Raw genomic sequence first — 26,405 nt, forward strand, 5'->3', positions numbered from 1 at the left:
GGGATTATCTGCTTAAAATTTAACCTGCGGTACCTTTTGGGCAGCTGCATCTGCCTTGAAGTAATCCTTGGCGGTAAAGCCGAAGGCACCGGCGTATAAAGAGGTAGGCAGAGATTTGATTTTGGCGTTGTAGGACTGTACCGCATCATTGTAGTCCTTACGTGCTACGGCGATACGGTTCTCGGTACCTGCCAGCTCATCCTGCAGCTGCTGGAAGTTGGTGTTGGCCTTTAAATCCGGGTAATTTTCGGCAACAACTAAGAGGCGGCTCAGAGCACTGTTCATTTCATTGTTGGCTGCAGTTGTTTCTGCTACGGTTTTGGCACCGCCCAGCTTAGCACGAGCATCGGATACAGCCTTGAATACCTCTGTTTCGTGCGCTGCATAGCCTTTGACGGTATTTACAAGATTAGGGATTAAATCGTTACGGCGCTGCAACTGGTTTTCCACCTGCGACCATTTGCCGGTAACGTTTTCATTCATACTTACAAGACCGTTATAGCTGCTGAAAAACATAGCTGCCATAATGACAATAGCGGCGATAACACCTAAAATACCTTTACTCATTTTTATAGCTCCTTTCGTATTAACGGACATCAGGCAGGCATGTACAGCCTGCTTAATTTAATTGTAAAAGAAAGCTTTACTGCTGTCAATTTATGAAAAGTCAAAAAGGCAAAGAATTTGCGAAACTATTGTGAAATATGCCGCTTTTTTTCAGCAATTAAAGAATCATAGAAAATTATTTATAAAACAGAGATGCTTTTTGTTTTCAAACAATGAGAATAAGAAGGAGAAAAGTTTGGATGCAACTTAATTGCCTTAAAATATTAATTATTATTATTGCGTAATGCCTTAAAGAGGTGTATTATATAATTAGGTAAGCTGGTTTAAGCATTCGTTAAAAGGACAATTAAAGTGCGAATAGAGCGCCGGTTCCGGGAGAGGGGGTAGCTTTGCAGGAAGGGGTTCTTAGAGAATGCTGTGTTATATTATATAGGGTGCGGTTATGTAGGAGGTCATTTCACAAGCAGTAGGATGTAGCTGGCATCACTATATCAGCAAATAGTTAGGGGATGAGCTAATATGGCAAAGCAAGTGGATTATAAGGCTGTTGGTCTACGCATCAAAACATTGCGTTTGAAGAATAATATTTATCAGACTGAGCTGGCTAAAAATATAGGTGTATCGCAAACCCATATGAGTAATATCGAAAGCGGACGTGCCGGTCTGACTTTGGAAAATCTGGTTAAGATGACGAATATTTTTAATTGTGGTATTGATGATATAGTATTCGGTGAAGAAAAAGCCAAGAAAGAAACCCAGACAACCTCTCTGGAGAATTTCACTATGCAGGATATCGTGCAGGCTTTGCAGATGCTGAAGACTATTAAGGGTTAATCAATTTAATGTTAAAGATTGCCGTGACTGAGTATGGTTGCGGTAGTCTTTTTTTTATATGCTTTTTTCTGCCATAGATTTTTCACTTGCCTAAAGTCGAAAAGTCAAATATAATATATTCAAATATATAATCAAGGTGAGTTACTATGAAAAATTTAGCAGATGCAATTGAAAGCTTTATTATAGGTGAATTGCTGCGAGAGCATGAGGATACTGTGCTTGTGCAGCGCAATGAGCTGGCTGAGCGTTTGTCCTGCGCTCCTTCGCAGATAAGCTATGTGCTCAGTACGCGTTTTACGCCGGAGCGTGGCTTTATGGTGGAGTCAAGGCGCGGCAGCGGCGGTTTTGTACGCATTGTACGTATGCAGCCTGCGGCAGAAACACCCAAGCCGCCTACAGCCTTGCAGCTGGTGCAGCATTTGCTGCAGCAGAAAATGGTTACAGCAAGAGAAGGCGCTTTGCTGCAGTATATGCTGCAGATTATCGACGCCGATGAGGATAAGAAGAAGGAAATATTGCAGCAGGCTGTAGGCTTGCTGCACAACACCGGACGGAGGTGAAGAAATGCTTTGTGAAAATTGTCATAAAAAACAGGCTATCATGCACATGGTGTGCCTTGTAGGTGATAAGCAGATTGATAAATGGCTTTGCGGTGACTGCGCCAAGGATTACCTGCCTATGGGCATGGGCGATATGCCGCTGACACCTGAGGGAGCTAAACGCTTTTTGGATGAAATGCTGAAGGGCGCAGGACGCAAGCCCAAGAAAAAGGTTACCCGCGAGGGCTTCAGCGAGGCTGCGGCCAAGGTGCTGGAGCTGGCTACCACCAAGGCTTTGGACTGCGGCAGCGAGCATATAGGTACGGAGCATATTTTGTGGGGCTTGTTGACGATACCGGATTGTACCGGCAAGAAGCTGCTGCACAAATTGCATAATAATCTCGATGAGATGAAAACAGAGCTGGAGAGCTGGCTGGATAAAGGCAGTAAGCAGTCCAAACTGCCGCAGTACAGCCAACGCGCGCAGCGTGTAATGGAGCGTGCGGCAGAGAACGCGCAGGAGCTGGAGCAGGAATATGTCGGCAGTGAGCAGCTGCTTGTAGGTCTGTTGGCTGCAGGCGACGGCATTGCCTATCAGGTACTGCAGAAGTTTAAGATTACGCTGGCTGCTGTCAAGGAGCTGGTGCAGGCACTGGATGATCAGCGCAAGGCTGTGCCGGGCAGAAATCAGCAGCGCCGTTCGGTAGAAGAAAAGCAGGCTGATGTTCTGGAGGTCCTTTCGGGTTACGGACGTAATCTGAACCTGGAAGCCAGCCGCGGCAAAATTGATCCTGTTATCGGCCGTGATAAGGAGGTTGAACGCCTTATCCAGATTTTGTGCCGCAGAACAAAAAATAACCCGGTAATTATCGGCGAGGCCGGTGTGGGTAAAACCGCTATTGCCGAAGGTCTGGCGCAAAAGATTATCAAGGGTGACGTACCTGAGTTTCTGCAACGGAAAATTATTTTTTCGCTGGAGCTGGGAATGCTGGTGGCCGGTGCAAAATATCGCGGTGAATTTGAAGACCGCATGAAGGAAATATTAAAGCTGGTGCGTGACGACAAACGGATTATTCTCTTTATCGACGAGCTGCATACTATTATCGGTGCAGGCAGTGCCGAGGGCAGTATCGATGCTGCCAATATTATCAAACCGGCGCTGGCACGTGGCGAGCTGCAGGTTATCGGCGCAACAACGGTTGATGAATACCGCAAGCATATCGAAAAGGATGCGGCGCTGGAAAGACGCTTCCAGCCTGTGCTTGTTGATGTACCGAGTGCGGAAACCAGCGAAGCGATGCTGTTGGGACTGCGCAAGCGTTATGAGGAATTCCACAAGCTTAAGATTCAGCCGGAGGCTGTCAAGGCTGCGGTGGAGCTGAGTGACCGCTATATTACGGACAGAAATCTGCCTGATAAGGCTATCGACCTGATGGATGAGGCCTGTGCCAGTCTGCGTATCAAGTTGTATAAAAAATCTGCACCCGCAAGAGAGCTGCAGGAGCAGCTGGAATATCTGCAGATGGAAAAGGAAGAGGCTGTAGAGCAGCAGGATTACGAAAAGGCAGCGGAGCTGCGTGACAAGGAGATCGAGCTGCAGACACAGCTGGCGGCAGCCTTGGCCGAGGTGGCCATGAAGCAGCCGGTAACTGCGGAGGATGTGGCTGAGGTTGTTGCTTCCTGGACCGGTATTCCGCTGACACGTCTGACGGAAACAGAAAGCAGCCGTCTGCTGCAGCTGGAGCGGCGTCTGCACAAGCGTGTTATCGGTCAGGATGAGGCTGTGAGCGCGGTAAGCAGAGCTGTTCGCCGTGCCCGCGCAGGTTTTAAGGATAAAAACAGACCTGTCGGTTCCTTCCTGTTCCTCGGTCCTACCGGTGTAGGCAAAACTGAGCTGGCGAAGGCATTGGCACAGGAGCTGTTTGGCGATGAACGTGCTATGCTGCGCTTCGATATGTCGGAATACATGGAAAAGCACACCACAGCACGCCTGATTGGCGCACCTCCGGGCTATGTAGGCTACGACGAGGGCGGACAGCTGACGGATGCGGTACGCCGTAAGCCTTACTGCGTAGTGCTGTTGGACGAAATCGAAAAGGCACATCCGGATGTGTTTAATCTGCTGCTGCAGATTATGGAGGATGGCCGTCTGACCGATGGACAGGGACGCACGGTAGACTTCCGTAATGCCGTGCTGATTATGACGAGCAACGCCGGCGCACAGCAGCTGGCCAACACCAGACCGCTGGGATTTGCCGGTAATGAGGCAGGCGAGCGCAAGAATCGTAAGGAGCAGGTGCTTGCTGAAATCAAGAACGTGTTCCGTCCGGAGTTTTTAAACCGTGTGGACGAAATCCTTGTATTCAATTCCTTGGGCAGACAGGAGCTGGAGCTGATTGCCGACAACATGCTGCGTGAGCTGAACCAGCGTCTGGCAGGCAACAGCCTCAGCATCGAGCTTACCGCTCCGGCACGCGAGCTGCTGCTGAAGGAAGGCAGTGACAGCAAGTATGGTGCGCGTCCGCTGCGCCGCGCTTTGCGCAAGCTGGTGGAGGATCCGCTGAGTGATTTATTCCTGGCAGGAAAATTCCACAGCGGTGATAAGATTATTGCCGAGGCTGCAGATAAAAAAATGGATTTTCATACGGCGATTGAGGGAGCACAGTTTTTGCTGGAGCTGCCGGTGACAGATGAACAGACTGTTGCTGTAAGCAGCGGAAAGGAGCCGCAGCATGGCCAGAACTAAGAGCAGATTTGTCTGTCAGGAATGCGGTTATGTTGCTTCCTCGTGGTTGGGACGCTGCCCGGAATGTGGCGGCTGGAACACGCTGGTGGAGGAGGCAGAGGTGACTGCCAAGGCCGGCAAAAGCTATCTGCCGACTAATAATGAAAAGCTTAGGCCGCGTACTATTGCCAGTGTTGCTCAAACGAAGGTAGAACGTCTGGCAACAGGCATCCGTGAATTTGACCGTGTGCTGGGCGGCGGTGTCGTTCCAGGCAGTCTTGTGCTGCTGGGAGGCACGCCGGGCATTGGCAAATCTACGATTTTGCTGGATGCAGGCCTGCGCTTCGGGCAGCAGGGAATCAAGGTGCTGTATGTCAGCGGCGAGGAATCGGAGGAGCAGACTGCAATGCGTGCTGTCCGCCTTGGCGGAGCGCAGGCTAATGATAACCTGTTGATTCTTACGGCAACGGATCTGGACGCTATTTTGGCGCAGGCGAATGCCTTGAAGCCGCAGCTTCTGATTATCGACAGTATTCAGACGATGTATAATCCTGAGCTGCAGACTGCTGCCGGCAGTGTGGGGCAGGTGCGTGAGTGTACGGCTAAGCTGCTGCAGTTTGCCAAAAGTACGGGCATTGCCGTGCTGCTTATCGGTCACGTTACCAAGGACGGCACTATCGCCGGACCGCGCCTTTTGGAACATATGGTGGACGTAGTGCTGCAGTTTGAGGGCGACCGTTCCTATTCCTTCCGTGTTTTGCGCGCATTAAAAAACCGCTTCGGCAGTACGAGCGAAAGCGGCATTTTCTCGATGGAGGCGGGCGGTCTGCAGGAGGTAGCAAATCCTGCGGGCCTTTTCCTGGAGGACAGAGACGGCGAAGCGGCAGGCAGCGTTATCGGTGCCTGTATGGAGGGTAATAGGCCGATTATGGCAGAAATCCAGGCGTTGGTAGCCAAAACCCCCTACGGCATGCCAAGGCGTACGGCAGTCGGCTTTGACTATAACAGGGTGAATATGCTGCTGGCGATTCTGGAAAAACGTTTTGGCTTAGACTTTGGCATTTATGATGCTTATGTCAACGTAGTCGGTGGCATGAAGGTTAATGAGCCGGCGGCAGATTTGGCGGTGGCGGCAGCGCTTGTTTCCAGCTATCGCAACAGGCCTCTGCCTAAGGGTATCCTCGTCTTTGGCGAGGTTGGTCTTACAGGCGAGGTGCGTCGCGTCAGCGCGCCAGAGCGCAGAATTATGGACGGCATTAATCTTGGCTTCAGCAAGTTTATTGTACCGGACAGCAAGCTGCAGCTGCCGGCTGTCAAGGCGCAGATTGTGCGCGTCAAAACATTGGAGCAGGCGATTGCGGCTATGTTCGGTTAAAGATAACATTTATAGATTAGTCAGATACAAAAAGCGCAGGCTGGTGAACAGTCTGCGCTTTTTTGTCTATACAGTGGGCAATCCTCATATACCGGCTGATGCTTATAATGCAAAAAAATCCCGGTACACTTCCCTCAAAATGTACCGGTAAAGCAATTGGTATAAGGAACAACGTCCCAGCAAATGTCTTAAGGTTATTATGGTTATATTATAAATTGCGCGACAATTTGTGGGCGTTGCCATAGCAACGTTTTAACAGTTTGCAAGTGCTTTCTTTATTTACAAAACATATCAGAAAAGAATAATTTTGTAAGTTTTGTAAGTGGAGCCGGATATCGCATAAAAGCGCAGTTTTAGGGGATTTTTCTCAATTTTGAAAATCAGAAAAAATGTTGCATGAGCAACAAAATTACTAAACGTTTACTTTAATTACATAATATTTACATATGTATTTTAATTTGGGATAATAAGGATGTGGAATAACTAATATGAAATAGAAGGCTGGTGATAATATGGCAGTAAAAATGTTTGCACCGAATTATCATGATATACCGTTGTTTAAAGGCTTGGGCAGAGAAGAGATTAACGAGGTTTTGCACAAGTTTCATGGACTGATTAAGCATTTTCCTAAATCCGACTATATTTATCTGGCAGGTGACTGCATCGAAAATTTATGCGTTGTCATGGAAGGCACCGTTCAGATGATTAAAGAGGATATCTGGGGTGAAAAATCCATTATTGCCAATTTGAGCGCAGGTGACGTTTTTGCGGAAAACTACCTGGGTAAGCTGAGTGACCGCAGTGTGGTAAGCTATTTTGCGGCAAGCGACAGCGAGATTCTGATGCTTCCTTTGGGAAGAATGCTGTTTGACGGCAGCAATCACAATGAAACCAACAGACGTCTGATGTGCAATATCGTTTCGATTCTGGCAGATAATAATACACGCCTGATTGAGAAAACGGAAATTCTTTGCAAAAAGACCTTGCGCGGTAAGATTATGGCGTATCTTGAGCAGGAAGCCCGGTACAATGACAGTGATAAATTTACTATTCCTTTCAACCGTACCGATTTGGCTAATTATCTGGATGCCGACCGCAGTGCTTTGACCAGGGAGCTGGCGCGCATGCGTGCTGACGGACTTATCAGCTTTGAGAAGAATACATTTGAGATTCTGGAGCATTCTCATACGGAATAATAATTATATATTTATTAAGAAAGGCACCGTGAAGGTGTCTTTTTTATTGTCATGAACAGTTGCTGAAATTAGTACCTGGACAGCTGAAAAACAGTGCTTAAGTAATTAAAATAAGATACGTAAGTTTATAAACAAAAATACAATAGAAATTATGAAATTTAGAAACTAAAACATGAAAAAGATTATGTAAAATATAATAAATTTGTTGCCTAGGCTACAGCGTAAAGATGGGGTAAAATGCTATCATAAAATCAACGGAAGAGCATATAAGATTTCGTTGCTGTATGACTTTCGGAAAAAGATTAAAAGGAGGTATTGCTTATGTCCCCCGCAATCAAATGTTTAATTCTGTTAGCGGTAATTGCTTTGTTCTTTGTAACTGAAATTATACCCTTGGCAATTACTGCAATCGGCGGCGCTGTTGCCTGCGGCTTGTTGGGTCTGATTCCGGCCAAGCAGGTTTTCAGCGGTCTCTCTAATTCTACTGTAGTACTGTTTGCCGGCATGTTCGTAGTTGGCGCGGCAATGTTCTACACCGGATTAGCTCAGGCTTTAGGTGAAAAGGTAGTGCATATTTTCGGCACCGGTGAAAACAGCCTGATGCTTGGCTTAATGCTTGTCGGAACTGCTCTTTCTTCTGTTCTCTCCAACACCGGTACCTGCGCTTGCCTGATGCCGGTAGCACTTGGTATCTGTGCTGCTTCCAAAAACCCTGCGTCCCGCCAGCTGTTGCCGATGGCATATGCTTGCGGTTGGGGCGGCATTATTACTCTGGTAGGTACACCGCCTAATATTATCGGCAGTGGCGCTCTGACAGCTGCCGGTTTGCCTGGTTTCAGCTTCTTTGAATTTGCCTGGATCGGTATTCCTTTATCTGTAGCAGGTATTCTCTATATGCTGCTGATTGGCAAGTATCTGCTGCCGAAGGCAGAGCTTGATGCAGACCAGGAAATCGAACAGGAAATTGAAGCTACTACCCATGATAAGAAAAAGCAAATGATTTCCGGTATGATCCTGTTGGTTTGCGTAATCGTAATGGCCTTGGATTTGAAGTTTATCAGCCTGGAAATGACTGCTATTATCGGTGCTCTGGTATGCGTACTTACTGGCTGCCTGACTGAAAAACAGGCTTATTCCTCTATCGACTGGGTAACCATCTTCCTGTTTGCAGGTATGATGCCTGTGTCCACTGCAATGGATAAAACCGGCGCAGGCAAGCTGATTGCTAACTGGGCAGTAGGACTGATGGGCGGCGAACCCACACCGCTTATTGTAACGATAGTACTGTTCTCCATCTCCTGCTTCCTGACACAGTTCATGTCCAACACCGCTTCTGCTGCGTTGCTGTGCCCGATTGGTATAGCGATTGCTAAACAGCTGAATGCAGACCCCAAGGCCGTTGTAATGGCGATTGCTGTTGCAGCATCCTGCGCATTCGCAACTCCCGTTGGCACTCCGCCCTGTACTCTGGTGCTTGGTCCCGGCGGCTACAAATTTATGGACTATGTGAAATGCGGAACCGGTCTGGTGCTGGTATGCTTTGTTGTAAGCTTGATTGTTATTCCGATGGTATGGCCGTTCTTCCCTTAATGCTCCCATATTAGACGACACCCTGAATCAAACACTGGCAGAAAGGTCGCTGTTGCTGTAAAAGCGCAGCGGCCTTCTGCTGTTATGTAGGCGGAAAAATATGATAAGAATGACAGTGTTGACAGCCTATAATACGTTATATTTTTTTAGTACCTAGACGCATAATAACGGCGTAACAAGTACTAAAAATAACTTTAAAAAATTAAATAAATATAATGTAAATAAAATCATTTAAAATATTCTGAAAAACCGTTTAAAATGTTGCTTAAGTCACACAATGGTTGATGTTTTTACGTTAATATTAAGACAACGGGAATGTAGAAATAAACTGTGATAAGTTATATTTATACATTACGTAAAAACTTATAAAAGGAGGAAACTGTTATGTCCCCTGCAATTAAGTGTTTGATTCTGTTGGCTGTGGTTGCATTATTTTTCATTACCGAACTTATTCCATTAGCAATCACTGCTACTGCCGGTGCTATCGCCTGCGGTCTGTTGGGATTATTGCCTGCTAAGCAAGTTTTTAGCGGCTTATCCAATTCTACCGTAGTATTGTTTGCCGGCATGTTTGTCGTAGGTGCAGCGATGTTTTACACCGGTTTGGCACAGTCCATCGGTAACAAAGTTGTACACCTGTGCGGAACCGGTGAAAACAGCCTGATGTTTGGTCTGATGATTGTCGGCACTGCACTGTCTTCCGTGCTCTCCAACACCGGTACTGCGGCCTGCCTGTTGCCTGTAGCATTAGGCATCTGCTCCGCAGCGAAGATTCCCGCTTCCCGTCAGTTAATGCCTCTGGCATTTGCCTGCGGTTGGGGCGGTATCATCACCATGGTAGGCACACCGCCTAACATCATTGCAACCGGCGCTCTGACTGCTGCCGGCCTGCCGAGCTTTGGCTTCTTCGAATTTGCCTGGATCGGTATCCCCGTATCCATTGCCGGCATGCTGTACATGATGTTTATCGGTAAACACCTGTTGCCGAAGGTTGAGCTTGATGCTGACCAGGATATTGAGCAGGAAATCGAAGCTACCAGCACTGACAGCAAAAAACAGATTATCTCCGGTGCTATCCTGATTGCCGTTGTTCTGGTAATGGCTCTCGATATCAAAGGCGTAACTCTGGAAATGGCTGCTATTATCGGCGCGCTGATTTGCGTACTGACCGGCTGCTTAACCGAAAAACAGGCTTATGCTTCCATTGACTGGGTAACCATCTTCCTGTTCGCAGGTATGATGCCTGTATCCACCGCTATGGATAAAACCGGCGCCGGCAAGCTCATTGCTGAATGGACTGTTGGTCTGATGGGCGGCGATCCTTCTCCGATGGTTGTAACTGCTGTACTGTTTGCACTCTCCTGCATCCTGACTCAGTTCATGTCCAACACTGCGTCCGCAGCTCTGTTGTGCCCGATTGGTGTAGCAATTGCAAAACAGCTTAACGCTGACCCGAAAGCTGTTATCATGGCAATCGCTGTTGCAGCATCCTGCGCATTCGCAACTCCGGTAGGTACTCCTCCGAATACTCTGGTTCTTGGTCCCGGCGGCTACAAATTCATGGACTATGTTAAAGCAGGTACCGGTCTGGTTATCGTATGCTTCATCGTATCCCTGATTGTAATTCCTATCGTATGGCCGTTCTTCCCGGGCAAGTGAGTTGAATGTAATATTTTGACAAATTAGTACTTACTTTACTTAAAAAACTAAAGAAAGTGGTAAAAATGCCGTGCGTAATTGCATGGCATTTTTACTTTAATAAAAATGAGAGAGTGTGGTAAAATACAGTTAATAAAAGGGATTGCGGAATATATGCAGTTATTTCTAAAAGAAAAAAATAACGCTTAGGGATTTATGATAGCATGGTCATATATGCAATATGAAGAGCTGGTGCTAAAAAATGTGTTGCTTGTGCAACAGAAGCGCAGAAAAAATGCTGTTATTATAAATTCAACAAAGCAAACAACAATACTTAATAAAGTAAAAACATTGCTTTGACATGTACTTTCACAAAGCTATACTTAATGTTATATAATGTCCAGATGACATTGTATATAAAATTTTTTTACAAAGGAGGAACTTAAAATGTCCCCTGCAATTAAGTGTTTAATCCTCTTGGCAGTAGTTGCGTTATTCTTCGTAACCGAACTCATTCCTTTGGCAATTACTGCAACCGCTGGCGCTATTGCGTGCGGCCTGTTAGGCCTGATTCCTGCTAAACAAGTATTTAGCGGCTTGTCTAACTCCACCGTTGTACTGTCCGCCGGCATGTTCGTTGTTGGTGCAGCAATGTTCTACACCGGTTTAGCTCAGGCTATCGGTAACAAAGTAGTTCATCTGTGCGGCACTGGTGAAAACAGCCTGATGTTTGGCCTGATGGTTGTTGGCACCGTACTTTCTTCCGTGCTTTCCAACACCGGTACTGCAGCTTGCCTGTTGCCTGTAGCATTAGGTATCTGCTCTGCAGCTAAGATTCCTGCTTCCCGTCAGTTAATGCCTTTGGCATTTGCCTGCGGTTGGGGCGGTATCATCACCATGGTTGGTACACCTCCTAACATCATTGCTACTGGTGCAATGACCGCTGCCGGTCTTCCTGCATTCGGCTTCTTCGAATTCGCATGGATCGGTATTCCGGTATCCGTTGCTGGTATGCTGTACATGATGTTCATCGGTAAACATCTGCTCCCGAAGGTTGAGCTTGATGCTGATCAGGAGATCGAACAGGAAATCGAAGCTAACAGCACCGATTCCAAGAAAATGGTCATCTCCGGTATTATCCTGTTGGCAGTTGTTATCGTAATGGCACTGGGTATCAAAGGCGTAACCCTTGAGATGGCTGCTATCATCGGCGCTCTGGTTTGCGTGCTGACCGGTTGCTTAACTGAAAAACAAGCTTATGCTTCCATCGACTGGGTAACCATCTTCCTGTTCGCAGGTATGATGCCTGTATCTACCGCAATGGATAAAACCGGCGCTGGTAAACTCATCGCTGAATGGACTGTTAGCCTGATGGGCGGCTCTCCTTCTCCGTTGGTTGTAACCGCAGTTCTGTTCATCCTGTCCTGCGGCCTGACTCAGTTCATGTCCAACACCGCATCTGCAGCTCTGCTGTGCCCAATCGGTATTGCAATCTCCAAACAATTAGGCGCTGACCCGAAGGCAGTTCTGATGGCTATCGCTGTTGCAGCATCCTGCGCATTCGCAACTCCGGTAGGTACTCCTCCGAACACTCTGGTACTTGGCCCTGGCGGATACAAATTCATGGACTATGTAAAAGCTGGTACCGGCCTGGTTCTGGTAGCTTTCGTAGTATCCCTGGTTGTTATCCCGATGGTATGGCCGTTCTTCCCTGGCAAATAATTCCAGACTGACGACTAAAGTACCATATGCTTTATAAATCAAAAAACAAAATCTCCTGTCACGTAAGTGGCGGGAGATTTTTTGTTGCCTAAAAAATTTAAGTTTCGACATATGGGGCTGATGCACATAAAAAAGCGCAGAGCTTTCAGTATTTGACTGAGCTTCTCTGCGCTTTGTTTTTTATTTCTTAATTTCTACGTCTACCTCGAATAAACGCTTCCAGGGGAAGGAGAGGGTGAATTTAGTGCCTCTTGTTATAGAATAGCTGTTGGCCATGCTCTGGCAGTCGGCAGTAATCTGCTGCAGGATGTTTTTTTCTTCTGTAGCTAGATCATATTTCAAATCCTCACGGTTATGCTTTTCCAGCTCGTTGGAAATGCTGCGGCGGGCATTGCTCTGGTAAAACCAATCGTCGATAAGGCGTTGGCGCAGCAGTCTGCTGCGTGCTTCGCTGTTCATATCGCGGGCGATAAGTCCTTGGGCGATGGCATAGCCTACGGCGTTGTCAGCTGTATTCCAACCATTGTAGGCTGCTAACGGCTGCAGGTTGATGCTGTTGGCCAGCAGGCTCATAAAGCCGTTGTCCGCGCCGTTGGAATAGCTGATATCGGCCAGGGAAACGTTGCGTCCGGAACGGAGCAGCTGTCCTAGGATTCCGACAAAATTTTTATTGCCGGCAGATGCGAATGGCTGATTGTCGTCTGCTGTGGAATCCTTGACGATGCCGTCCTGCGGCGTATTGAGCGCCAAAATAAGGTCGGCGTTGTCAGCGGACTGTGCTTGTACTGCACCGGCAGCGATAATCTGCTGCGGTACGCTGTCCTGCAGACGTGCGTCGCTGTACTGGGGCAGGGTGGAGGCACCGGCTCCTACGCTGTACAGGGGATAGACGGAAGGTTTGGTGCCGTTGGCCTCGTTGTAGGCACGGGCGATTAAAAGCAGGCCGAGCTGATCAACTCCGTCCAAAATCTGGAAGCAGTCCTTGCTCATATCAAAGGTGCTGAGGCTGATTTTGCGTCCTTCCATGTGCGTAGCGGAAAGGGTGGCGTTATCATCCTTGCCGATGGCTAAATAATGAAATTTGCCGTTGCGGGCCATGCGTGTAAGCTCTTGATTGATAAGCAGATTCTTTTCACGGCGCTCCAACCAGTTACCCAGCTCAGCTTTTTTCATGTTGCGCTCCAGTGCCTGCATCGTCAGCTTTTCCGCAGGCGACAGCTTACCCTGGTCCTGCTTGTCCAGCAGCTGGCTGTAGGCAAAAATGCTGGGGCCTATGGTGCTGTAGTAGGGGGGCTCTACGCGCCCTTTGCTGGCGCGTGGGGTACGCATAATCGTCGAAAAAGCATATAGCTTTATCGGCAGGGTGGTTTTCAGCTTGTAGAGGTGATTAACGCGCTTTTGCAGCTCCTCCTGGCTTACGTTGTGTGTGCGCGAGCCAACAAGGCCGCCGTAAACCAGGCTATCTGTACTGATAACTGCGGCATCAGCCTTGGGAGCCTTGTGCTCCAGCCAGTCCCAGATAGCTTCGGGATTACCGTTTTTTTCGTTAGTGGCAATATATTTTTCGGGCGGCAGAATAATTTTACAGTTTGCTGCCTCCATTGTCTGCTGTACATAGGCGGAGCAGACAGGTCTGTTGTCTAAGGGTACATAAAGAATAGTCAGGCGTTTGGCCTGGACGGAAACCGGCATCAGTAAAGCAGCTGTGCAGATGGCTGCTGCCAGCTTATGGTGCCGGAATGTGAATTTTGCCATGCGTACGCCTCCTTGATTATTAACAGTTCTGAATATATACGTTTTATAAAGGTTAATATACATGCACAAAGGACTCGTTGTTTGGCATGTTTACAAGTAGAAGAATTTATTTTCTTATTATACTATGAAATAAAAGTTTTTTCCAGTGGAAGCTTGACAAGCATTGCCGGTGTGCTATAATAAACTGGTAAATGAAAATAGTAACAGTAATGCGAAGGAATTGCCGTCGTGGAGGGTTCTACAGAAAATGCTGCCGTGGCTGAGAGCAGCAGGAAGGAAACGAAGGGCGTACCGCCTTCAAACTGACTGCGGAACGCGCAAGCAAGTATGCCAGTCCGTATTACCGGCGTTAACGGTACCGAGTGGGCGTATGTCACTACATATGTCAATGAGGGTGGAACCGCGGATAACTCCGTCCCTTTGGTGTGGGACCGGGGTTTATTTTTTTGCCCGGACTGCACTGTTTACGATACATCATGTTAGGAGGAAACAAAAATGTCTGAGGAAAACAAATTTAGCTTTGAAAACAAGGAATACCGCCAAACCTATTGGCATACCTGCTCCCATGTGCTGGCGCAGGCTATGAAGAGACTTCATCCGGATGTTAAGCTGGCCATCGGTCCGAGCATTGACAATGGCTTCTATTATGATTTCGATACTCCGGCTCCGTTCACTCCGGAGGACCTCGCTGCTCTGGAAGGCGAAATGCGTAAAATCTGCAAAGAAAAGTTGAAATTAGAGCGTTTTGAGCTGCCGCGCGCAGAGGCTGTAAAATTCATGGAAGAAAAAGAAGAACCGTACAAAGTTGAACTGATTAACGACCTGCCTGAGGATGCGGTTATCAGTTTCTACAAACAAGGCGACTTCACTGATCTGTGTGCAGGCCCGCATCTTGATTCTACCGGCCGTATTAAAGGCAACGCTATTAAACTTACCTCCGCTACCGGCGCTTACTGGCGTGGCGATTCCAACCGCAAGATGCTGCAACGTATCTATGGTATTGCTTTCCCGAAGAAGGAAGAGCTGGACGCATATCTGGAACAGCAGGCAGAGGCTTTGAAGCGTGACCATAACAAACTGGGCCGTGATCTGGAATACTTCACTACTGTTGATTATATCGGCCAAGGTCTGCCTATCCTGCTGCCGAAAGGCGCACGTGTAATCCAACTGCTGCAACGTTGGGTTGAGGATGTGGAACAAAAACGCGGCTATCTGCTGACCAAGACTCCGCTGATGGCAAAACGCGATCTGTACCGCATTTCCGGTCACTGGGATCATTATCTTGACGGCATGTTCATCTTGGGCGACCCGCATGACGAAACTAAAGAATGCTTCGCTCTGCGTCCTATGACCTGCCCGTTCCAATATCAGGTTTTCCTGAACCGTCAGCGTTCCTATCGTGAGCTGCCGATGCGCTTGGGCGAAACTTCTACTCTGTTCCGTAACGAGGACAGCGGCGAAATGCACGGCCTGATCCGTGTTCGTCAGTTCACCATTTCCGAAGGCCATCTGATTCTTCGTCCTGACCAACTGGAAGAAGAATTTAAGGGCTGCCTGGATCTGGCTAAATACTGCCTGGAAACTGTAGGCATGCTGGATAAATGCACCTTCCGCTTCAGCCAATGGAATCCTGCTAACCCGAACAACAAATATGAAGGCACCGCTGAGCAATGGGATCATGCACAGGCTGCTATGAAGAAAATCCTTGATGACCTCGGTGTTAAATATGAAGTTGGCTTTGACGAGGCTGCCTTCTACGGTCCGAAGCTGGATATCCAGTTCCACAACGTATTCGGCAAAGAAGATACCATCGTTACCATTCAGATTGATATGCTGCTGGCAGAGAAATTTGGTATGTACTATGTTGATGAGAACGGCGAGAAGAAACTGCCGTATATCATCCATCGTACTTCCTTGGGCTGCTACGAGCGTACTCTGGCATACCTCATCGAAACTTATGCAGGCGCACTGCCGACCTGGATGGCTCCGGAGCAGGTTCGCTTCCTGCCGGTAACCGACCGTGCTGTTGACTACTGCTATGAGCTGGCTCATAAGCTGGAGGCTAACGGCTATCGTGTAACTGTTGATGCACGTAACGAAAAAATCGGTAAGAAAATCCGCGAAGGTCAGCTGGAAAAGATTCCGTACATGCTGGTTGTCGGCGACCGCGATATGGAAAACAATACCGTTTCTCCGCGTAATCGCACCGAAGGCGATATGGGCGCTATGAGCTTCGAAGCATTTGAAGCAATCCTGAAAGACGTAGTTGATTCTAAAGCTAAAAAATAATATTTTCGGCTTCTGCTGAGATAAAAGAGCGAAGGCTGTGCTGTCAAAAGTACAGCCTTCGTTTTTGATTCTCAAGGTATTTAAGAATTTAGCATTATAGAACTTGTGTGATTGGTCTTATAAATTTAAATAAGCCTCCGATATACTGTTAAAAGAAGTTATATCAGAGGCTTATTTCGTTTAAGCTTATTAAGAAAAATACGCTTGTACTGTATTTTATTCTGTTTTGACACCCGTATCTGTCCATACCTGCAGTTCTACCTCGAAAATTCTTGCCCAAGGGAGCTTGGCGCCGACGCTGAGGTCGCACAGATAATAGCTTTGCCCGTTTTGCTGATAAAAGGGTGTGCGTCCCAAATTATCGTGCAGCAGCTTATATGCCTGCAGGCTGAGCTTTCCCTGAATATATTGCTCTGTTGCCGTTTTATCTTCGCTGTCTAGCTCTACGGGATTTATACCAAAAGATTCCAGTGTTTGCCGCAGTTTCGGATGCACCAGCTTTTGGTAATAATAATCCTCGAGGATACGCTCTGCCGTAAAGTTCAGATTGGTAGCGTAGAGTGCTGCCAGTCGGTCCGCAGCTGCACCTGCTGTCTGCAGCTGACGCAGACGGCCGCAGAAAAGCAGCCCCTGTGCTAAAGCTGTGCCCGACGAATTGCTGAAGGTGTTCCAGGCGGCGTAGGCGGCAAGCCTGTTGATTTGTACGTTGTGTGCCAAAAGCTGCGGCAGCAGCAGCTCTTCGGCTTCAAAGTTGGCGCTGCTGTCGATGAGTGCGACCTTATAGCCTTGGTTCAGCATTTGCTGCAGCTCCTGCGCCTGCTTGGCAGATGGACGGAAATCGTCATTACCGCAGTTAACATAGCAGATGAGGTCTGCACTATCCGGCGTGCTTGCTTCTGAAGCTCCCATGAGCTTCAACTGGTTGCGCAGCGCTGCACCGACGCAGACAGCCATATAGGGCATATCCGCACCTTCTGTTTTGGGAGAAGCATAATGCAGGTAAACCTTTGGCTGCCAGCCGCTTTGCTGCAGATAGTAGCGCGTGAGCAGCATGGCTGCAATTTCATCAGCACCGTAGGTGAGCTGAGCCTGTTGCTGCAGCTTTTGGGCAGCGATGCTGCTTTGCAGCCTTACGGCACTGGCATGCGGCAGTCCGATAGGCGAAGCATCGTCCTGTCCGAAGGTTATTTGCCTGTCGTCCGTGGCAAGCTTAAGCAGGCCCAGGTTAAAGCGGTCGCTCTGCTGATAACGGCTGCGATATTTAACCAGAACCTTGGCAGGAATTTTAGCTTCTGTGCGGCGCAGCTCCTGCGTGAGGGCGAAGCTGCCGGTGATGCGCACCATGTCGGCAAGTTGGGAATAGCGCATCAGCTGATATTGGTACCAACGGTCCGGTAAAAGCTGGTCACTGACGAGCAGACGCGGTATGACGGAAAAAACGGCCTGCTGTTTTTTCGGTGTAAGCTGCCGCAGCTGCTCCAGCAGCGCATCCTCCTCCGCCGGTGCGGCGGTGTTCATGCGGGCGGCCAGCAGGCCGCCGTGCAGCAGATTATCGGCAGAAATGATGCTGTAATCGTATTTGGGCTGGCTTGTCTGCAGCCATTGTAAAAGTTTTTGTCTGTCAGACGGCGTCCGGTAGTTGTCAAGACAGGCTTTTGGCGGTAAAATTACATTTAGGCCTGCAAGCGCGCCCAGTTTTTGTACCATAGTGCTGCAGACGGGGCGGCTGTCCAGCGGGAGCAGCAAAATACTTTGCGTTGACGGTTGCTGCTTCAGTCTGAGCGGAGTGCTTGAAGGCAGCGCAAGGCGTAAGCAAATGCCTGATATCAGCATTATGGTGCAAATTATGAAGATTATTTTGCTTGAATTGCGCATAAGGGTGTCCTTTGAAAGAAAATGTAGAGAATGTTTAAGATTAATTTCCCCCTTCCGTCAGCTCATTACATTCGCTGACACCTTCCCCGATGGGGCAGGCGAGAAAGTGATTGCGAAAGCTGACTGCTTGCCTTCCCCTACGGGGAAGGTGCCGAACGAAGTGAGGCGAAAGGGGGCGAAATGCCATCTCAACCCAATTATAACACAGAGGAGCAGTATATGAGAATAATTACCGGCAAGGCCCGCGGCCTGCAGCTGACTGTACCGAAAACATACGATGTACGGCCGACTGCGGACAGGGTTAAGGAATCCGTTTTTAATATTATAGGCAGTAAGATTATCGGTGCTGAGGTGCTGGACCTTTTTGCGGGTACAGGTAACCTGGGGCTGGAAAGCTGGAGTCGTGGTGCTGCAGCTGTTACATTTATTGACGCGAGCAAGGAATCGCTGCGACTGGTGCGTAGCAATATTGCCAAGTGCCGTGCGGAGGCTGACTGCAGGGTGCTGCAGGGAAGCGCTCCGGCAGTTGCGGAAAGACTGGCGGCAGCAGGGGAGCTGTTTGACTTTGCTTTTTGCGACCCTCCGTACAATAAGGGCTGGATTGAGCAGATAATTGCGCTTCTGGGCAGAAAGTCGTTTTTGCGTCCGGGAGGCTATCTTGTTGTGGAACGCAGCGCGCATAACGCACTGCCGGAGCTGCCGGCAGGCTGTGAGCTGGTACGCAGCAGCCGTTACGGTGAAACAATAGTGGATTTTATTTGTTATAATATGTTATAATATATAGTATTTTGGAGAATAAAAAGGATTCTCGCCTTTTATGTCGAATAAAAGACAAGATATAATATAGGAATTTCTTTGGTCATTTTTTTGATTAAGGATAGATTAGGAGGTCTGGCTATGCGCAGAGCAGTTTGTCCAGGAAGCTTTGATCCTGTTACCAAGGGTCATATTGATATTTTTGAAAGAGCAAGTGCGATGTTTGATGAGCTGATTATCAGCGTTTTTCATAATCCTGGTAAGGATAAGGCCATGTTTTCCATGGAAGAGCGTGTGGAAATGCTTAAGGAAGCAACCAAGCATATTCCAAATGTAAGAGTAACCTGCTTTTCCGGCTTGCTGAATGAATTCTGCAAAAAGGAAGAGGCTCCTTTTATCGTCAGAGGCTTGCGCGCTTTTACCGATTTCGAATATGAATTCCAAAGAGCGTTGCTTTTGAAAAAAATTGATAATGATCTGGAAACGGTTTTTATTATGACCAATGCCAAATATTCCTTCGTCAGCTCCTCCGGTGTGCGTGAGCTGGCAACCTTTGGCGGTCAGCTGAAGGATTTGGTGCCTGAATGCATTGAAGAACGCGTACGCAAGCATGTTTACAAAAAGTTTGAATAGATTTTAGAGGGGTTGATATCATGATTGAACGCAACAAAACTAACGTAGCACTTGATGGACTTTTTGAGCAATTTCTTAATTTGATATCCGAGGCAAGACGTGTTCCTCTGGTAGATAAGATTATGGTTGATGAAAATGATCTGCTGAATATTATCGACGATCTCAAGGAAGCAATTCCACGCGAAATCAAAAGCGCTAACCAGGTGTTGGAGGAGCAGAAGAATATTGTCAATAAGGCTTATGCCGATGCTGACCGTATAGTGCAGCAGGCCAAGGATGAAGCTGAGCGTATTGTCAGCGTTGCCCAGGCTGAGGCTGATGCCAAGGTACAGCAGGAGGAAATTGTTAAGCAGGCTAATGCTGCGGCGGAAGATATCAAAGCCAATGCGCTGCGCTATCAGGAGGAAACCAAGACTGCTGCCGATGACTATGCTTTGCAGGTAAAGCAGGATTCCCTGCAATATGCAGAGGATATGCTGGCTTATTTGAGCGGTAATCTGTCCAGTGCTTTGAAAGGCCTAGAAGAAAATAAAGTAAACGTAGAAAATGAGATGCAGAATCTCAAGCTTCCGGCAGTTGCTGAGGAGGCTCCCGTACAGGAAGCTCCCGAGGAAGAATAAAAGCAATATAAAAGCTGTAACAACGAGCGTCATGCAAATGCGCTTGCGTTACAGCTTTTTTGTTGCCTTACAGCAGATTTCGCCGGTATAGTCTGATATTATATTTTGCTGCGGACATAGACCGGTGACTGATAAAAATCATTGCCGCTGCGGTTGAGTGCTGCATCTTTCTGCAGCAGGGACCACAGATCGGTAGCAGTTACTTCTGTTGAAAGCTGCGTCCTGTAGGCGGGGGTGTCGTTGTACAGGGCGTTTTTACCAAGCTTGCTGATGATTGGGAATTGAGCACTTGTTTTCATCGTGTGCAGCAACTGGCGTCCGGTGTCATTAAAGGCCAGCACACGCAGATAGGCCGGGGCTTGCTGCTGCCATACTGCTTTCGGAAGGTCCAAAAGTATTTGCAGTAGCAGACGGCGAATACGGCTGGCAGTGTAGCGCTTGCTGCTGCAGGCAGTGAGCGCGGCTTGCAGGCTTGCGCAGTCAGCGGCCTTGCTGAGCAGGTTTTCGAGGCCTTCACTGGCTTCGCAGCGCTCCGCCAGCTGCTGCGGCGTGAGCAGGCGCAGACGGTATTTCAGCAGCTGCCACAAAAGCTGTGCGTCGTAGCCTCCGGCAGCAAGAGCTGCGTGTGTATAGTCGGGAACTGCCTGCTGCCAGTTTTCGTTACCGTCCGCTATTGCCCGGCGGATGGCGCTGGCGCTGGCTATACTGCTGCCGATAGTGGTGGAATTGTAGCCATCGTCCGTGCGCTGCAGATAAAGCGGTTGAATGTCTGCGGCAGTTTGCAGCAGTGCTTTGGTGTATTCCAAGGCCAAAATGTCATTGGGAGAGCGGAAGACTGTGTGTGCGCCCAAAATTTTTTCCCAGGCCTGCGCATAGCTTAAGCCGCTTTGCAGCAGCTCGCGCAGCCTTCCCTGCGCTTCAGCGCTGCAGGCAAGGCTTGCTGCCGCCTCAAAATCACTTTGCGGATTTTCTGTGCCGCAGGTAAGGGTGTTGACGCAGCCTGTGGCTGCTAAAAGCTGCACAGCACCCTTGGCAAAGAATTCGGCACTGCGTAGTGTAAAGACGCAGGGGAGCTCCAGCACCAAATCGGCACCGCCCTGTACTGCGAATGAGGCGCGCTGCCATTTGCTTAAAACGGCAGGCTCGCCGCGCTGCATAAAGCTTCCGCTCATGACGACAATGACCGGTTGCTGCGTCAGGCGCTTTGTTTCCTGTATATGATATAGATGACCGTTGTGAAAGGGATTATATTCGGCAATGATGCCAGTGGCCTGCATATTTTTTACCTCGCATGATTTTATCTCTGGGAATATTATAACATAGGCTGTGAATTGAGAAAATATTTCTGTTCAATTGGCCGCGAATAGTGTATACTAATAGTGTATTGGTATTTAAGACTCGATTTAATTTTGGCGTTGACCGGGAGGCTTATTGTGATTGTTTTCGTAGTAAATTGTGGCAGCTCCTCCATCAAATATCAGCTGATAAACATGGAAGGCGAGCGTGTCATGGCCAAAGGCCTGATTGAACGCATCGGTATGGAAGGTTCCACACTGAAGCATACGCCGGCAGGCAAATATACAATTGATTTAAAAGAGGAAATTCCCGACCATAAGGTTGGTATCCGTCTGGCTATTAAGGCACTGACCAGCAAGGAATACGGCGTTATCAAGGATATGTCCGAGATTGATGCCGTAGGTCACCGTGTTGTGCACGGCGGCGAGCGCTTTACCGACAGCGTACTGATTACCAGTGATGTACTGCGCGGTATCGAGGCCTGCTGTGAGATTGCGCCTCTGCATAATCCGCCTAACCTGTACGGCATTAATGCCTGCATGGAAATTATGCGCGGTACACCGCAGGTGGCTGTTTTTGATACGGCCTTTCATCAGACGATGCCGAAGGTTGCATACCTTTACGGTCTGCCTTATGAAATGTATGTAAAATACGGTGTACGCCGTTATGGCTTCCACGGCACTTCGCATAAATATGTGGCTCTGCGTGCTGCGGAGCTGATGCAGGAGCATATGAATGATTTGCGTATCATCAGCTGCCATTTGGGCAACGGTGCCAGCATTGCGGCAATCAAATACGGCAAATCTATTGATACAAGCATGGGTTATACACCGCTTGAGGGCCTGATTATGGGCACACGCAGCGGCGAGATTGACCCGGCAATTATTCCGTTCCTGATGGAAAAGGAAAATATGAATGCGCAGCAGATAGACGATTACCTGAACCGCCGCAGCGGTATTCTCGGCATCAGCGGTCTGTCCAGCGATTTCCGCGATCTGGAAAGCGCTGCTAACCGCGGCGATGACCGCAGCCAGCTGGCAATCGATGTTTTTGCCTACAAGGTAAAAAAATATATCGGCGGTTATGTAGCGGCAATGGGCGGTGTAGATGCGATTGTCTTTACCGCAGGCCTGGGCGAGAACTCTCCCTTTATGCGTGATAAAATCTGCAACGGTCTGGAATATCTCGGTACGCGCATTGATCCGGAACTCAACCAGGTACGCGGCAAAGAGCGTGAAATCAGCGTGCGCCGTGCGCGTGTAAAAATTTTCGTTATCCCGACAAACGAGGAGCTGGTTATTGCCCGCGATACATATAACATCTGCCGCAGAATCATTAAGCTGTAGGCATTTGCATGAGGTTATAGTAACTGATAACAGTTTTTATCCGTACAAAGCATTTTTACTTGACAAAGAGCGGTAATACCGCTATAATTGTAACGATTGGTGAAATATGATTAAAATAAATGTCGCAGAAATCAAGAAAAGACTAGTCGGTGAAAAGACTCTTGCTTATGAGCTTTCGCCTGCTGAACTGGAAATAACACCTGAAGAGCTTGTTGTTGACGGTACAGTAAATTTGGAAGGCACTATGAGCAATGCTGGTGATGTATTATTACTGCAGGCTGTAATGACTGCTAAGGTACAACGTACCTGCGGCCGTTGCCTGAAGGATTTTACAGGTGTAGCCAGGGCAGAAGTTGTCGAGAAGTTTTATCCGGCAAGTGCTGAACATATTGAAAATGATGCTTTTGTCTACGATTCGGACGTTATTGATATAACGGAACCGCTTCGTGAAGGGCTGCTGCTTGCAGAGCCCATGCAGGCTCTGTGTAAGCCAGACTGCCGGGGACTTTGTCCCGTTTGTGGCGCTGATCTTAATGATGGTGACTGCGGATGCGACAGGTCCACTGTAGATCCGAGGCTGGCGGCATTAAAGCAATTCATCAAAAATTAAATTCACTTCATAGCACTGAGGAGGTGTATTGAGAAATGGCAGTACCTAAGAGAAAAATGTCCAAAGCCCGTCGTGACAGACGTCGTGCTAACTGGAAACTGAGCGTTCCTGGCATGGTTGAATGCCCGCAATGTCATGAAATGAAAATGCCGCATCGCGTTTGCCCTGAATGCGGTTACTACAATGGCAAACAAGTCATTGCTAAAGCTGAATAATTTTAAGCTGTTTATAAGGCCTTCGGAATTTTTTCCGGAGGCTTTTTACATGGTACGGTAAAATCTCCAATTTCACGGATAGTTAATTATGTAATTAAAGAAATTGGCGGAATGTAAGGGATATCACAAATTTTTTGCTAAAAAGCCCTTGCCAAAAACCTGCGATGCTCTTATAATAAAAACAGATATTATGAGCTGGTACTAAAAAGCAGGTGAGGTAATGACTTCTTCTAAAAAATTAATACGTCACAGAAGCTTGAAGAAGCTGCTTAGGGATAATCCCTTCAGCACTGATGAGCAACTGGCAAAAATGCTGGATGTCAGCGTACAGACAATTCGTCTGGACCGTGTTGCTCTGGGAATTCCTGAGCTGCGTGCCAGAACTCGTACTATGGCAGAGGAAGCTCAGACCAAGCTGCGTGCCATTGATAAAAAAGATATCGTGGGCGAACTGCTGGATCTGGAGCTGAACAAAATCGGCATCTCAACGCTGAAGATTACACCGGATATGGTGCTTGAACGTACCGGAATCGCACGCGGTTATTATATGTTTGCCATGGCCAATACTTTGGCTCTGGCAGTTGTAGATGCGGAATATGCACTGACTGCTGTAGGTAATGTCAAGTATAAGCTGCCTGTCAACGCAGGAGCTGTACTTGTAGCCCGTGCAGTGGTTACGCACCGCCGCATGGATAAATATTATATTTTTGTTTCCGTGAAAAACAATAACGAAGAGGTTTTTCGCGCTAAGTTCATTATTGTTTCTTTGGATAACAGAACTAAGCATGAGGGGGAGCAGGAAGCATGAAAATCGCCGTAGATGTTATGGGTACCGATTATGGTCCCAAGGAGCTTGTTTTAGGCGCAGTCAACGCTGTTAAAGAGTATGGCTGCGAAACTGTTTTGGTTGGCGATGAAAAAATAATCCGTGAGCTGCTGGTAAAATACGGTGCGGATAAAAATCCGAAGATTACTATTCATCATGCCAGCGAGGTAATTGCGATGGACGAGCATCCTGCAATTGCGGTTAAGTCCAAAAAGGACGCTTCTATCGTAGTTGCGGCAGGATTGCTGAGAAACAAGGAATGTGATGCCCTTGTTTCCTCCGGCAGCACCGGTGCTGCCGTTGCCTCAGCGCTTTTTTGCGTAGGCCGCATCAGGGGCGTGGAAAGACCTGCTATTGCAACGCCGATTCCCAGCCTGAAGGGTACTACTGTAGTGCTTGACAGCGGCGCCAAGGTAGACGCCAAACCTGAGCATATGGTACAGAGTGCTATCATGGGTACGGTGTACGCAGAAAAAATTTTAAAAATTTCTCAGCCGAAGGTAGGACTTTTGAACATCGGTGAAGAAGAAACTAAGGGTAACGAACAAGCACTGGCAACCTACCCGCTTTTAAAGGATACTCGGACGATAAACTTTATCGGCAATGTTGAAGGTCGTGACATCAACAAAGGCACGGTAGACGTAGTTGTCTGCGACGGCTTCGTCGGCAATGTTGTGCTGAAGTTCGGTGAAGGTCTGGCGAAGGCTATTATGACGCTTATCAAGGAAGCGATTATGAACGGCGGCATTCTGGCAAAGCTGGGCGGACTTTTAATCAAGCCTGCACTGAAGGGGCTGAAGAAACGTCTTGATCCTGCCGAATACGGCGGAGCTTTGCTGTTGGGCATCCGCGCGCCTTTTATTATCTGCCACGGCAGCTCCAAGGCCAAGGCAATTACAAATGCTATTCATGTAGCTATGGACTTTGCCGAGCAGGATGTTGTAAGTATCATCAAAGATAAGATTGCGGAATCAAAAGAAATGAGGAATTAGATAAATGACAAGAGCTGTTGGTATTTTAGGTTTAGGACATTATGTTCCTGAGAAGATTATCACTAATACAGACATGGAGAAAATTGTTGAGACCAGTGACGAATGGATTACTGAGCGCACCGGCATCAAGCAGCGTCACATTGCTGCTCCGGAAGAAGCAACCTCTGATCTGGCGTACAATGCTGCTGTAGAAGCACTGAAGGACGCCGGCGTTGCTCCGGAAGAGCTGGACCTCGTTATTGTAGGCACTGCTTCCTCCGACTATATTTTCCCGTCCACTGCCTGCCTGGTACAGGCTCGTCTGGGTGCTAAAAACGCAGCTGCCTTTGACCTGGCTGCAGGCTGCAGCGGTTTTGTTTACAGCCTTGCTGTAGCAAGCCAGATGGTTAAGAGCGGTCTGTACAACAAGATTCTGATTATCGGTGCGGAAACTCTGAGCCGTATTATGAACTGGACCGATCGTAACACCTGCGTTCTCTTCGGTGATGGCGCTGGTGCTGCTGTAATCGGTGAAGTTGAAGAGGGCTATGGTGTATTAGGCATTGACATGGGTGCCGACGGCAACGGCGGCAAGTTCCTGCTGCAACCGGCAGGCGGCAGCCGTAATCCGGCAAGTGAAGAAACTGTTGCTGCAAAAGACCACACCATTCATATGAACGGTCAGGAAGTATTCAAATTCGCTATTCAGATTATGGGCAAGACTGCAAAGCGTGCTCTTGCTAAGGCGAATATGAAGCCGGAAGAGTTGGATATGCTGTTCCCGCATCAGGCTAACTACCGCATCATCACCTCCGCTGCTAAGCGTCTGAAGATGCCGATGGATAAGGTTTGGGTAAACGTAGACAAATACGCTAATACCTCTGCTGCATCTATTCCTATCGCTCTGTGCGAGGCTCAAAAGGCCGGCGCACTGAAAAAAGGCGACAACATTATTCTTGATGGCTTTGGCGCAGGCTTGACCTGGGCTGCCATTGTCTTCAAGTGGAGTAAATAATCCAAACGATAA

22 protein-coding genes are annotated in these 26,405 nt (G+C 48.1%); 18 read left to right on the forward strand and 4 right to left on the reverse strand.

Annotation, left to right across the window (positions count from 1 at the left end):
- Positions 1-12: 12 nt before the first annotated feature.
- Entirely contained in the window at positions 13-567 is a 555-nt protein-coding gene (locus tag KAH19_RS07035; RefSeq protein WP_210683991.1) for a LemA family protein, read from the reverse strand.
- 519 nt (positions 568-1,086) lie between these two features.
- Here KAH19_RS07035 and KAH19_RS07040 point away from each other — a divergent pair.
- From KAH19_RS07040 to KAH19_RS07075, 8 genes are all read left to right on the forward strand, one after another.
- A complete protein-coding gene (locus tag KAH19_RS07040; protein WP_009145545.1) occupies positions 1,087-1,401 on the forward strand; it encodes a helix-turn-helix domain-containing protein in 315 nt (104 codons plus the stop codon).
- 146 nt (positions 1,402-1,547) lie between these two features.
- Positions 1,548-1,961, forward strand: coding sequence for a CtsR family transcriptional regulator (locus KAH19_RS07045; RefSeq protein WP_210683992.1), 414 nt, complete (start codon positions 1,548-1,550; stop codon positions 1,959-1,961).
- A gap of 4 nt (positions 1,962-1,965) precedes the next feature.
- A complete protein-coding gene (locus tag KAH19_RS07050) occupies positions 1,966-4,686 on the forward strand; it encodes an ATP-dependent Clp protease ATP-binding subunit (protein ID WP_210683993.1) in 2,721 nt (906 codons plus the stop codon).
- Positions 4,673-6,040: a DNA repair protein RadA gene (gene radA / locus KAH19_RS07055; RefSeq protein WP_210683994.1), complete on the forward strand. Its 1,368-nt coding sequence runs from the start codon at positions 4,673-4,675 to the stop codon at positions 6,038-6,040. The genes KAH19_RS07050 and radA overlap by 14 nt, the downstream gene beginning before the upstream one ends.
- Positions 6,041-6,552: 512 nt before the next feature.
- Positions 6,553-7,236, forward strand: a complete 684-nt coding sequence (locus tag KAH19_RS07060) for a Crp/Fnr family transcriptional regulator (protein WP_210683995.1) — start codon at positions 6,553-6,555, stop codon at positions 7,234-7,236.
- A 321-nt stretch (positions 7,237-7,557) separates the two neighbouring features.
- Positions 7,558-8,826, forward strand: a complete 1,269-nt coding sequence (locus KAH19_RS07065; protein ID WP_210683996.1) for an SLC13 family permease — start codon at positions 7,558-7,560, stop codon at positions 8,824-8,826.
- Between the two features lie 384 nt (positions 8,827-9,210).
- Complete coding sequence (locus KAH19_RS07070; RefSeq protein WP_210683997.1) at positions 9,211-10,485, forward strand: SLC13 family permease; 1,275 nt, start codon at positions 9,211-9,213, stop codon at positions 10,483-10,485.
- A gap of 426 nt (positions 10,486-10,911) precedes the next feature.
- The gene (locus tag KAH19_RS07075) at positions 10,912-12,186 is read left to right on the forward strand and encodes an SLC13 family permease (protein ID WP_210683998.1); all 1,275 of its coding nucleotides are present in this window, start codon (positions 10,912-10,914) and stop codon (positions 12,184-12,186) included.
- Between the two features lie 180 nt (positions 12,187-12,366).
- On the opposite strand, the gene KAH19_RS07080 is transcribed toward KAH19_RS07075, so the two are convergent.
- Positions 12,367-13,941: a DUF4127 family protein gene (locus KAH19_RS07080; RefSeq protein ID WP_210683999.1), complete on the reverse strand. Its 1,575-nt coding sequence runs from the start codon at positions 13,939-13,941 to the stop codon at positions 12,367-12,369.
- 495 nt (positions 13,942-14,436) lie between these two features.
- Here KAH19_RS07080 and thrS point away from each other — a divergent pair, with 495 nt between their 5' ends.
- Positions 14,437-16,230 carry a threonine--tRNA ligase gene (gene thrS / locus KAH19_RS07085; protein ID WP_210684000.1) on the forward strand — a complete coding sequence of 598 codons (1,794 nt, stop codon included), beginning with the start codon at positions 14,437-14,439 and terminating at the stop codon, positions 16,228-16,230.
- A gap of 216 nt (positions 16,231-16,446) precedes the next feature.
- Here the strand turns inward: thrS and KAH19_RS07090 are convergent, their stop codons facing one another.
- Entirely contained in the window at positions 16,447-18,105 is a 1,659-nt protein-coding gene (locus KAH19_RS07090) for a DUF4127 family protein (protein WP_371816680.1), read from the reverse strand.
- 219 nt (positions 18,106-18,324) lie between these two features.
- Between KAH19_RS07090 and rsmD the strand changes: the two genes are divergently transcribed.
- The 3 genes from rsmD to KAH19_RS07105 all read left to right on the forward strand — a co-directional run bounded on the left by rsmD (position 18,325) and on the right by KAH19_RS07105 (position 20,114).
- Positions 18,325-18,882, forward strand: coding sequence for a 16S rRNA (guanine(966)-N(2))-methyltransferase RsmD (rsmD, locus tag KAH19_RS07095; RefSeq protein ID WP_246869329.1), 558 nt, complete (start codon positions 18,325-18,327; stop codon positions 18,880-18,882).
- 120 nt (positions 18,883-19,002) lie between these two features.
- Positions 19,003-19,494: a pantetheine-phosphate adenylyltransferase gene (gene coaD / locus KAH19_RS07100; protein ID WP_040565452.1), complete on the forward strand. Its 492-nt coding sequence runs from the start codon at positions 19,003-19,005 to the stop codon at positions 19,492-19,494.
- 20 nt (positions 19,495-19,514) lie between these two features.
- Positions 19,515-20,114, forward strand: a complete 600-nt coding sequence (locus KAH19_RS07105) for a hypothetical protein (RefSeq protein WP_210684003.1) — start codon at positions 19,515-19,517, stop codon at positions 20,112-20,114.
- Between the two features lie 98 nt (positions 20,115-20,212).
- On the opposite strand, the gene KAH19_RS07110 is transcribed toward KAH19_RS07105, so the two are convergent.
- Positions 20,213-21,391: a nucleotidyltransferase gene (locus tag KAH19_RS07110; protein ID WP_210684004.1), complete on the reverse strand. Its 1,179-nt coding sequence runs from the start codon at positions 21,389-21,391 to the stop codon at positions 20,213-20,215.
- A 156-nt stretch (positions 21,392-21,547) separates the two neighbouring features.
- On the opposite strand from KAH19_RS07110, the gene KAH19_RS07115 reads away from it, so the two are divergent.
- From KAH19_RS07115 to KAH19_RS07140, 6 genes are all read left to right on the forward strand, one after another.
- On the forward strand, positions 21,548-22,756 hold the full coding sequence (locus tag KAH19_RS07115; RefSeq protein ID WP_210684005.1) for an acetate/propionate family kinase: 1,209 nt from the start codon (positions 21,548-21,550) through the stop codon (positions 22,754-22,756).
- A 106-nt stretch (positions 22,757-22,862) separates the two neighbouring features.
- Complete coding sequence (locus tag KAH19_RS07120; RefSeq protein WP_210684006.1) at positions 22,863-23,366, forward strand: DUF177 domain-containing protein; 504 nt, start codon at positions 22,863-22,865, stop codon at positions 23,364-23,366.
- Between the two features lie 35 nt (positions 23,367-23,401).
- Entirely contained in the window at positions 23,402-23,581 is a 180-nt protein-coding gene (rpmF, locus tag KAH19_RS07125) for a 50S ribosomal protein L32 (RefSeq protein ID WP_021720064.1), read from the forward strand.
- A 220-nt stretch (positions 23,582-23,801) separates the two neighbouring features.
- Positions 23,802-24,389: a transcription factor FapR gene (gene fapR / locus KAH19_RS07130; protein WP_210684007.1), complete on the forward strand. Its 588-nt coding sequence runs from the start codon at positions 23,802-23,804 to the stop codon at positions 24,387-24,389.
- The gene (gene plsX, locus KAH19_RS07135; RefSeq protein ID WP_210684008.1) at positions 24,386-25,399 is read left to right on the forward strand and encodes a phosphate acyltransferase PlsX; all 1,014 of its coding nucleotides are present in this window, start codon (positions 24,386-24,388) and stop codon (positions 25,397-25,399) included. The genes fapR and plsX overlap by 4 nt, the downstream gene beginning before the upstream one ends.
- 4 nt (positions 25,400-25,403) lie before the next feature.
- The gene (locus tag KAH19_RS07140) at positions 25,404-26,393 is read left to right on the forward strand and encodes a beta-ketoacyl-ACP synthase III (protein WP_210684009.1); all 990 of its coding nucleotides are present in this window, start codon (positions 25,404-25,406) and stop codon (positions 26,391-26,393) included.
- The last annotated feature ends 12 nt before the right edge of the window (positions 26,394-26,405 follow it).

The organism is Phascolarctobacterium sp. Marseille-Q4147, from assembly GCF_017968825.1.
Classification (GTDB): domain Bacteria; phylum Bacillota; class Negativicutes; order Acidaminococcales; family Acidaminococcaceae; genus Phascolarctobacterium_A.

Bases quoted from the DNA above. Each gene is read 5' to 3' on its own strand.
- KAH19_RS07035 (WP_210683991.1), bottom strand. From the start codon at position 567: ATGAGTAAAGGTATTTTAGGTGTTATCGCCGCTATTGTCATTATGGCA.
- KAH19_RS07040 (WP_009145545.1), top strand. From the start codon at position 1,087: ATGGCAAAGCAAGTGGATTATAAGGCTGTTGGTCTACGCATCAAAACA.
- KAH19_RS07045 (WP_210683992.1), top strand. From the start codon at position 1,548: ATGAAAAATTTAGCAGATGCAATTGAAAGCTTTATTATAGGTGAATTG.
- KAH19_RS07050 (WP_210683993.1), top strand. From the start codon at position 1,966: ATGCTTTGTGAAAATTGTCATAAAAAACAGGCTATCATGCACATGGTG.
- radA (WP_210683994.1), top strand. From the start codon at position 4,673: ATGGCCAGAACTAAGAGCAGATTTGTCTGTCAGGAATGCGGTTATGTT.
- KAH19_RS07060 (WP_210683995.1), top strand. From the start codon at position 6,553: ATGGCAGTAAAAATGTTTGCACCGAATTATCATGATATACCGTTGTTT.
- KAH19_RS07065 (WP_210683996.1), top strand. From the start codon at position 7,558: ATGTCCCCCGCAATCAAATGTTTAATTCTGTTAGCGGTAATTGCTTTG.
- KAH19_RS07070 (WP_210683997.1), top strand. From the start codon at position 9,211: ATGTCCCCTGCAATTAAGTGTTTGATTCTGTTGGCTGTGGTTGCATTA.
- KAH19_RS07075 (WP_210683998.1), top strand. From the start codon at position 10,912: ATGTCCCCTGCAATTAAGTGTTTAATCCTCTTGGCAGTAGTTGCGTTA.
- KAH19_RS07080 (WP_210683999.1), bottom strand. From the start codon at position 13,941: ATGGCAAAATTCACATTCCGGCACCATAAGCTGGCAGCAGCCATCTGC.
- thrS (WP_210684000.1), top strand. From the start codon at position 14,437: ATGTCTGAGGAAAACAAATTTAGCTTTGAAAACAAGGAATACCGCCAA.
- KAH19_RS07090 (WP_371816680.1), bottom strand. From the start codon at position 18,105: ATGCGCAATTCAAGCAAAATAATCTTCATAATTTGCACCATAATGCTG.
- rsmD (WP_246869329.1), top strand. From the start codon at position 18,325: ATGAGAATAATTACCGGCAAGGCCCGCGGCCTGCAGCTGACTGTACCG.
- coaD (WP_040565452.1), top strand. From the start codon at position 19,003: ATGCGCAGAGCAGTTTGTCCAGGAAGCTTTGATCCTGTTACCAAGGGT.
- KAH19_RS07105 (WP_210684003.1), top strand. From the start codon at position 19,515: ATGATTGAACGCAACAAAACTAACGTAGCACTTGATGGACTTTTTGAG.
- KAH19_RS07110 (WP_210684004.1), bottom strand. From the start codon at position 21,391: ATGCAGGCCACTGGCATCATTGCCGAATATAATCCCTTTCACAACGGT.
- KAH19_RS07120 (WP_210684006.1), top strand. From the start codon at position 22,863: ATGATTAAAATAAATGTCGCAGAAATCAAGAAAAGACTAGTCGGTGAA.
- rpmF (WP_021720064.1), top strand. From the start codon at position 23,402: ATGGCAGTACCTAAGAGAAAAATGTCCAAAGCCCGTCGTGACAGACGT.
- fapR (WP_210684007.1), top strand. From the start codon at position 23,802: ATGACTTCTTCTAAAAAATTAATACGTCACAGAAGCTTGAAGAAGCTG.
- plsX (WP_210684008.1), top strand. From the start codon at position 24,386: ATGAAAATCGCCGTAGATGTTATGGGTACCGATTATGGTCCCAAGGAG.
- KAH19_RS07140 (WP_210684009.1), top strand. From the start codon at position 25,404: ATGACAAGAGCTGTTGGTATTTTAGGTTTAGGACATTATGTTCCTGAG.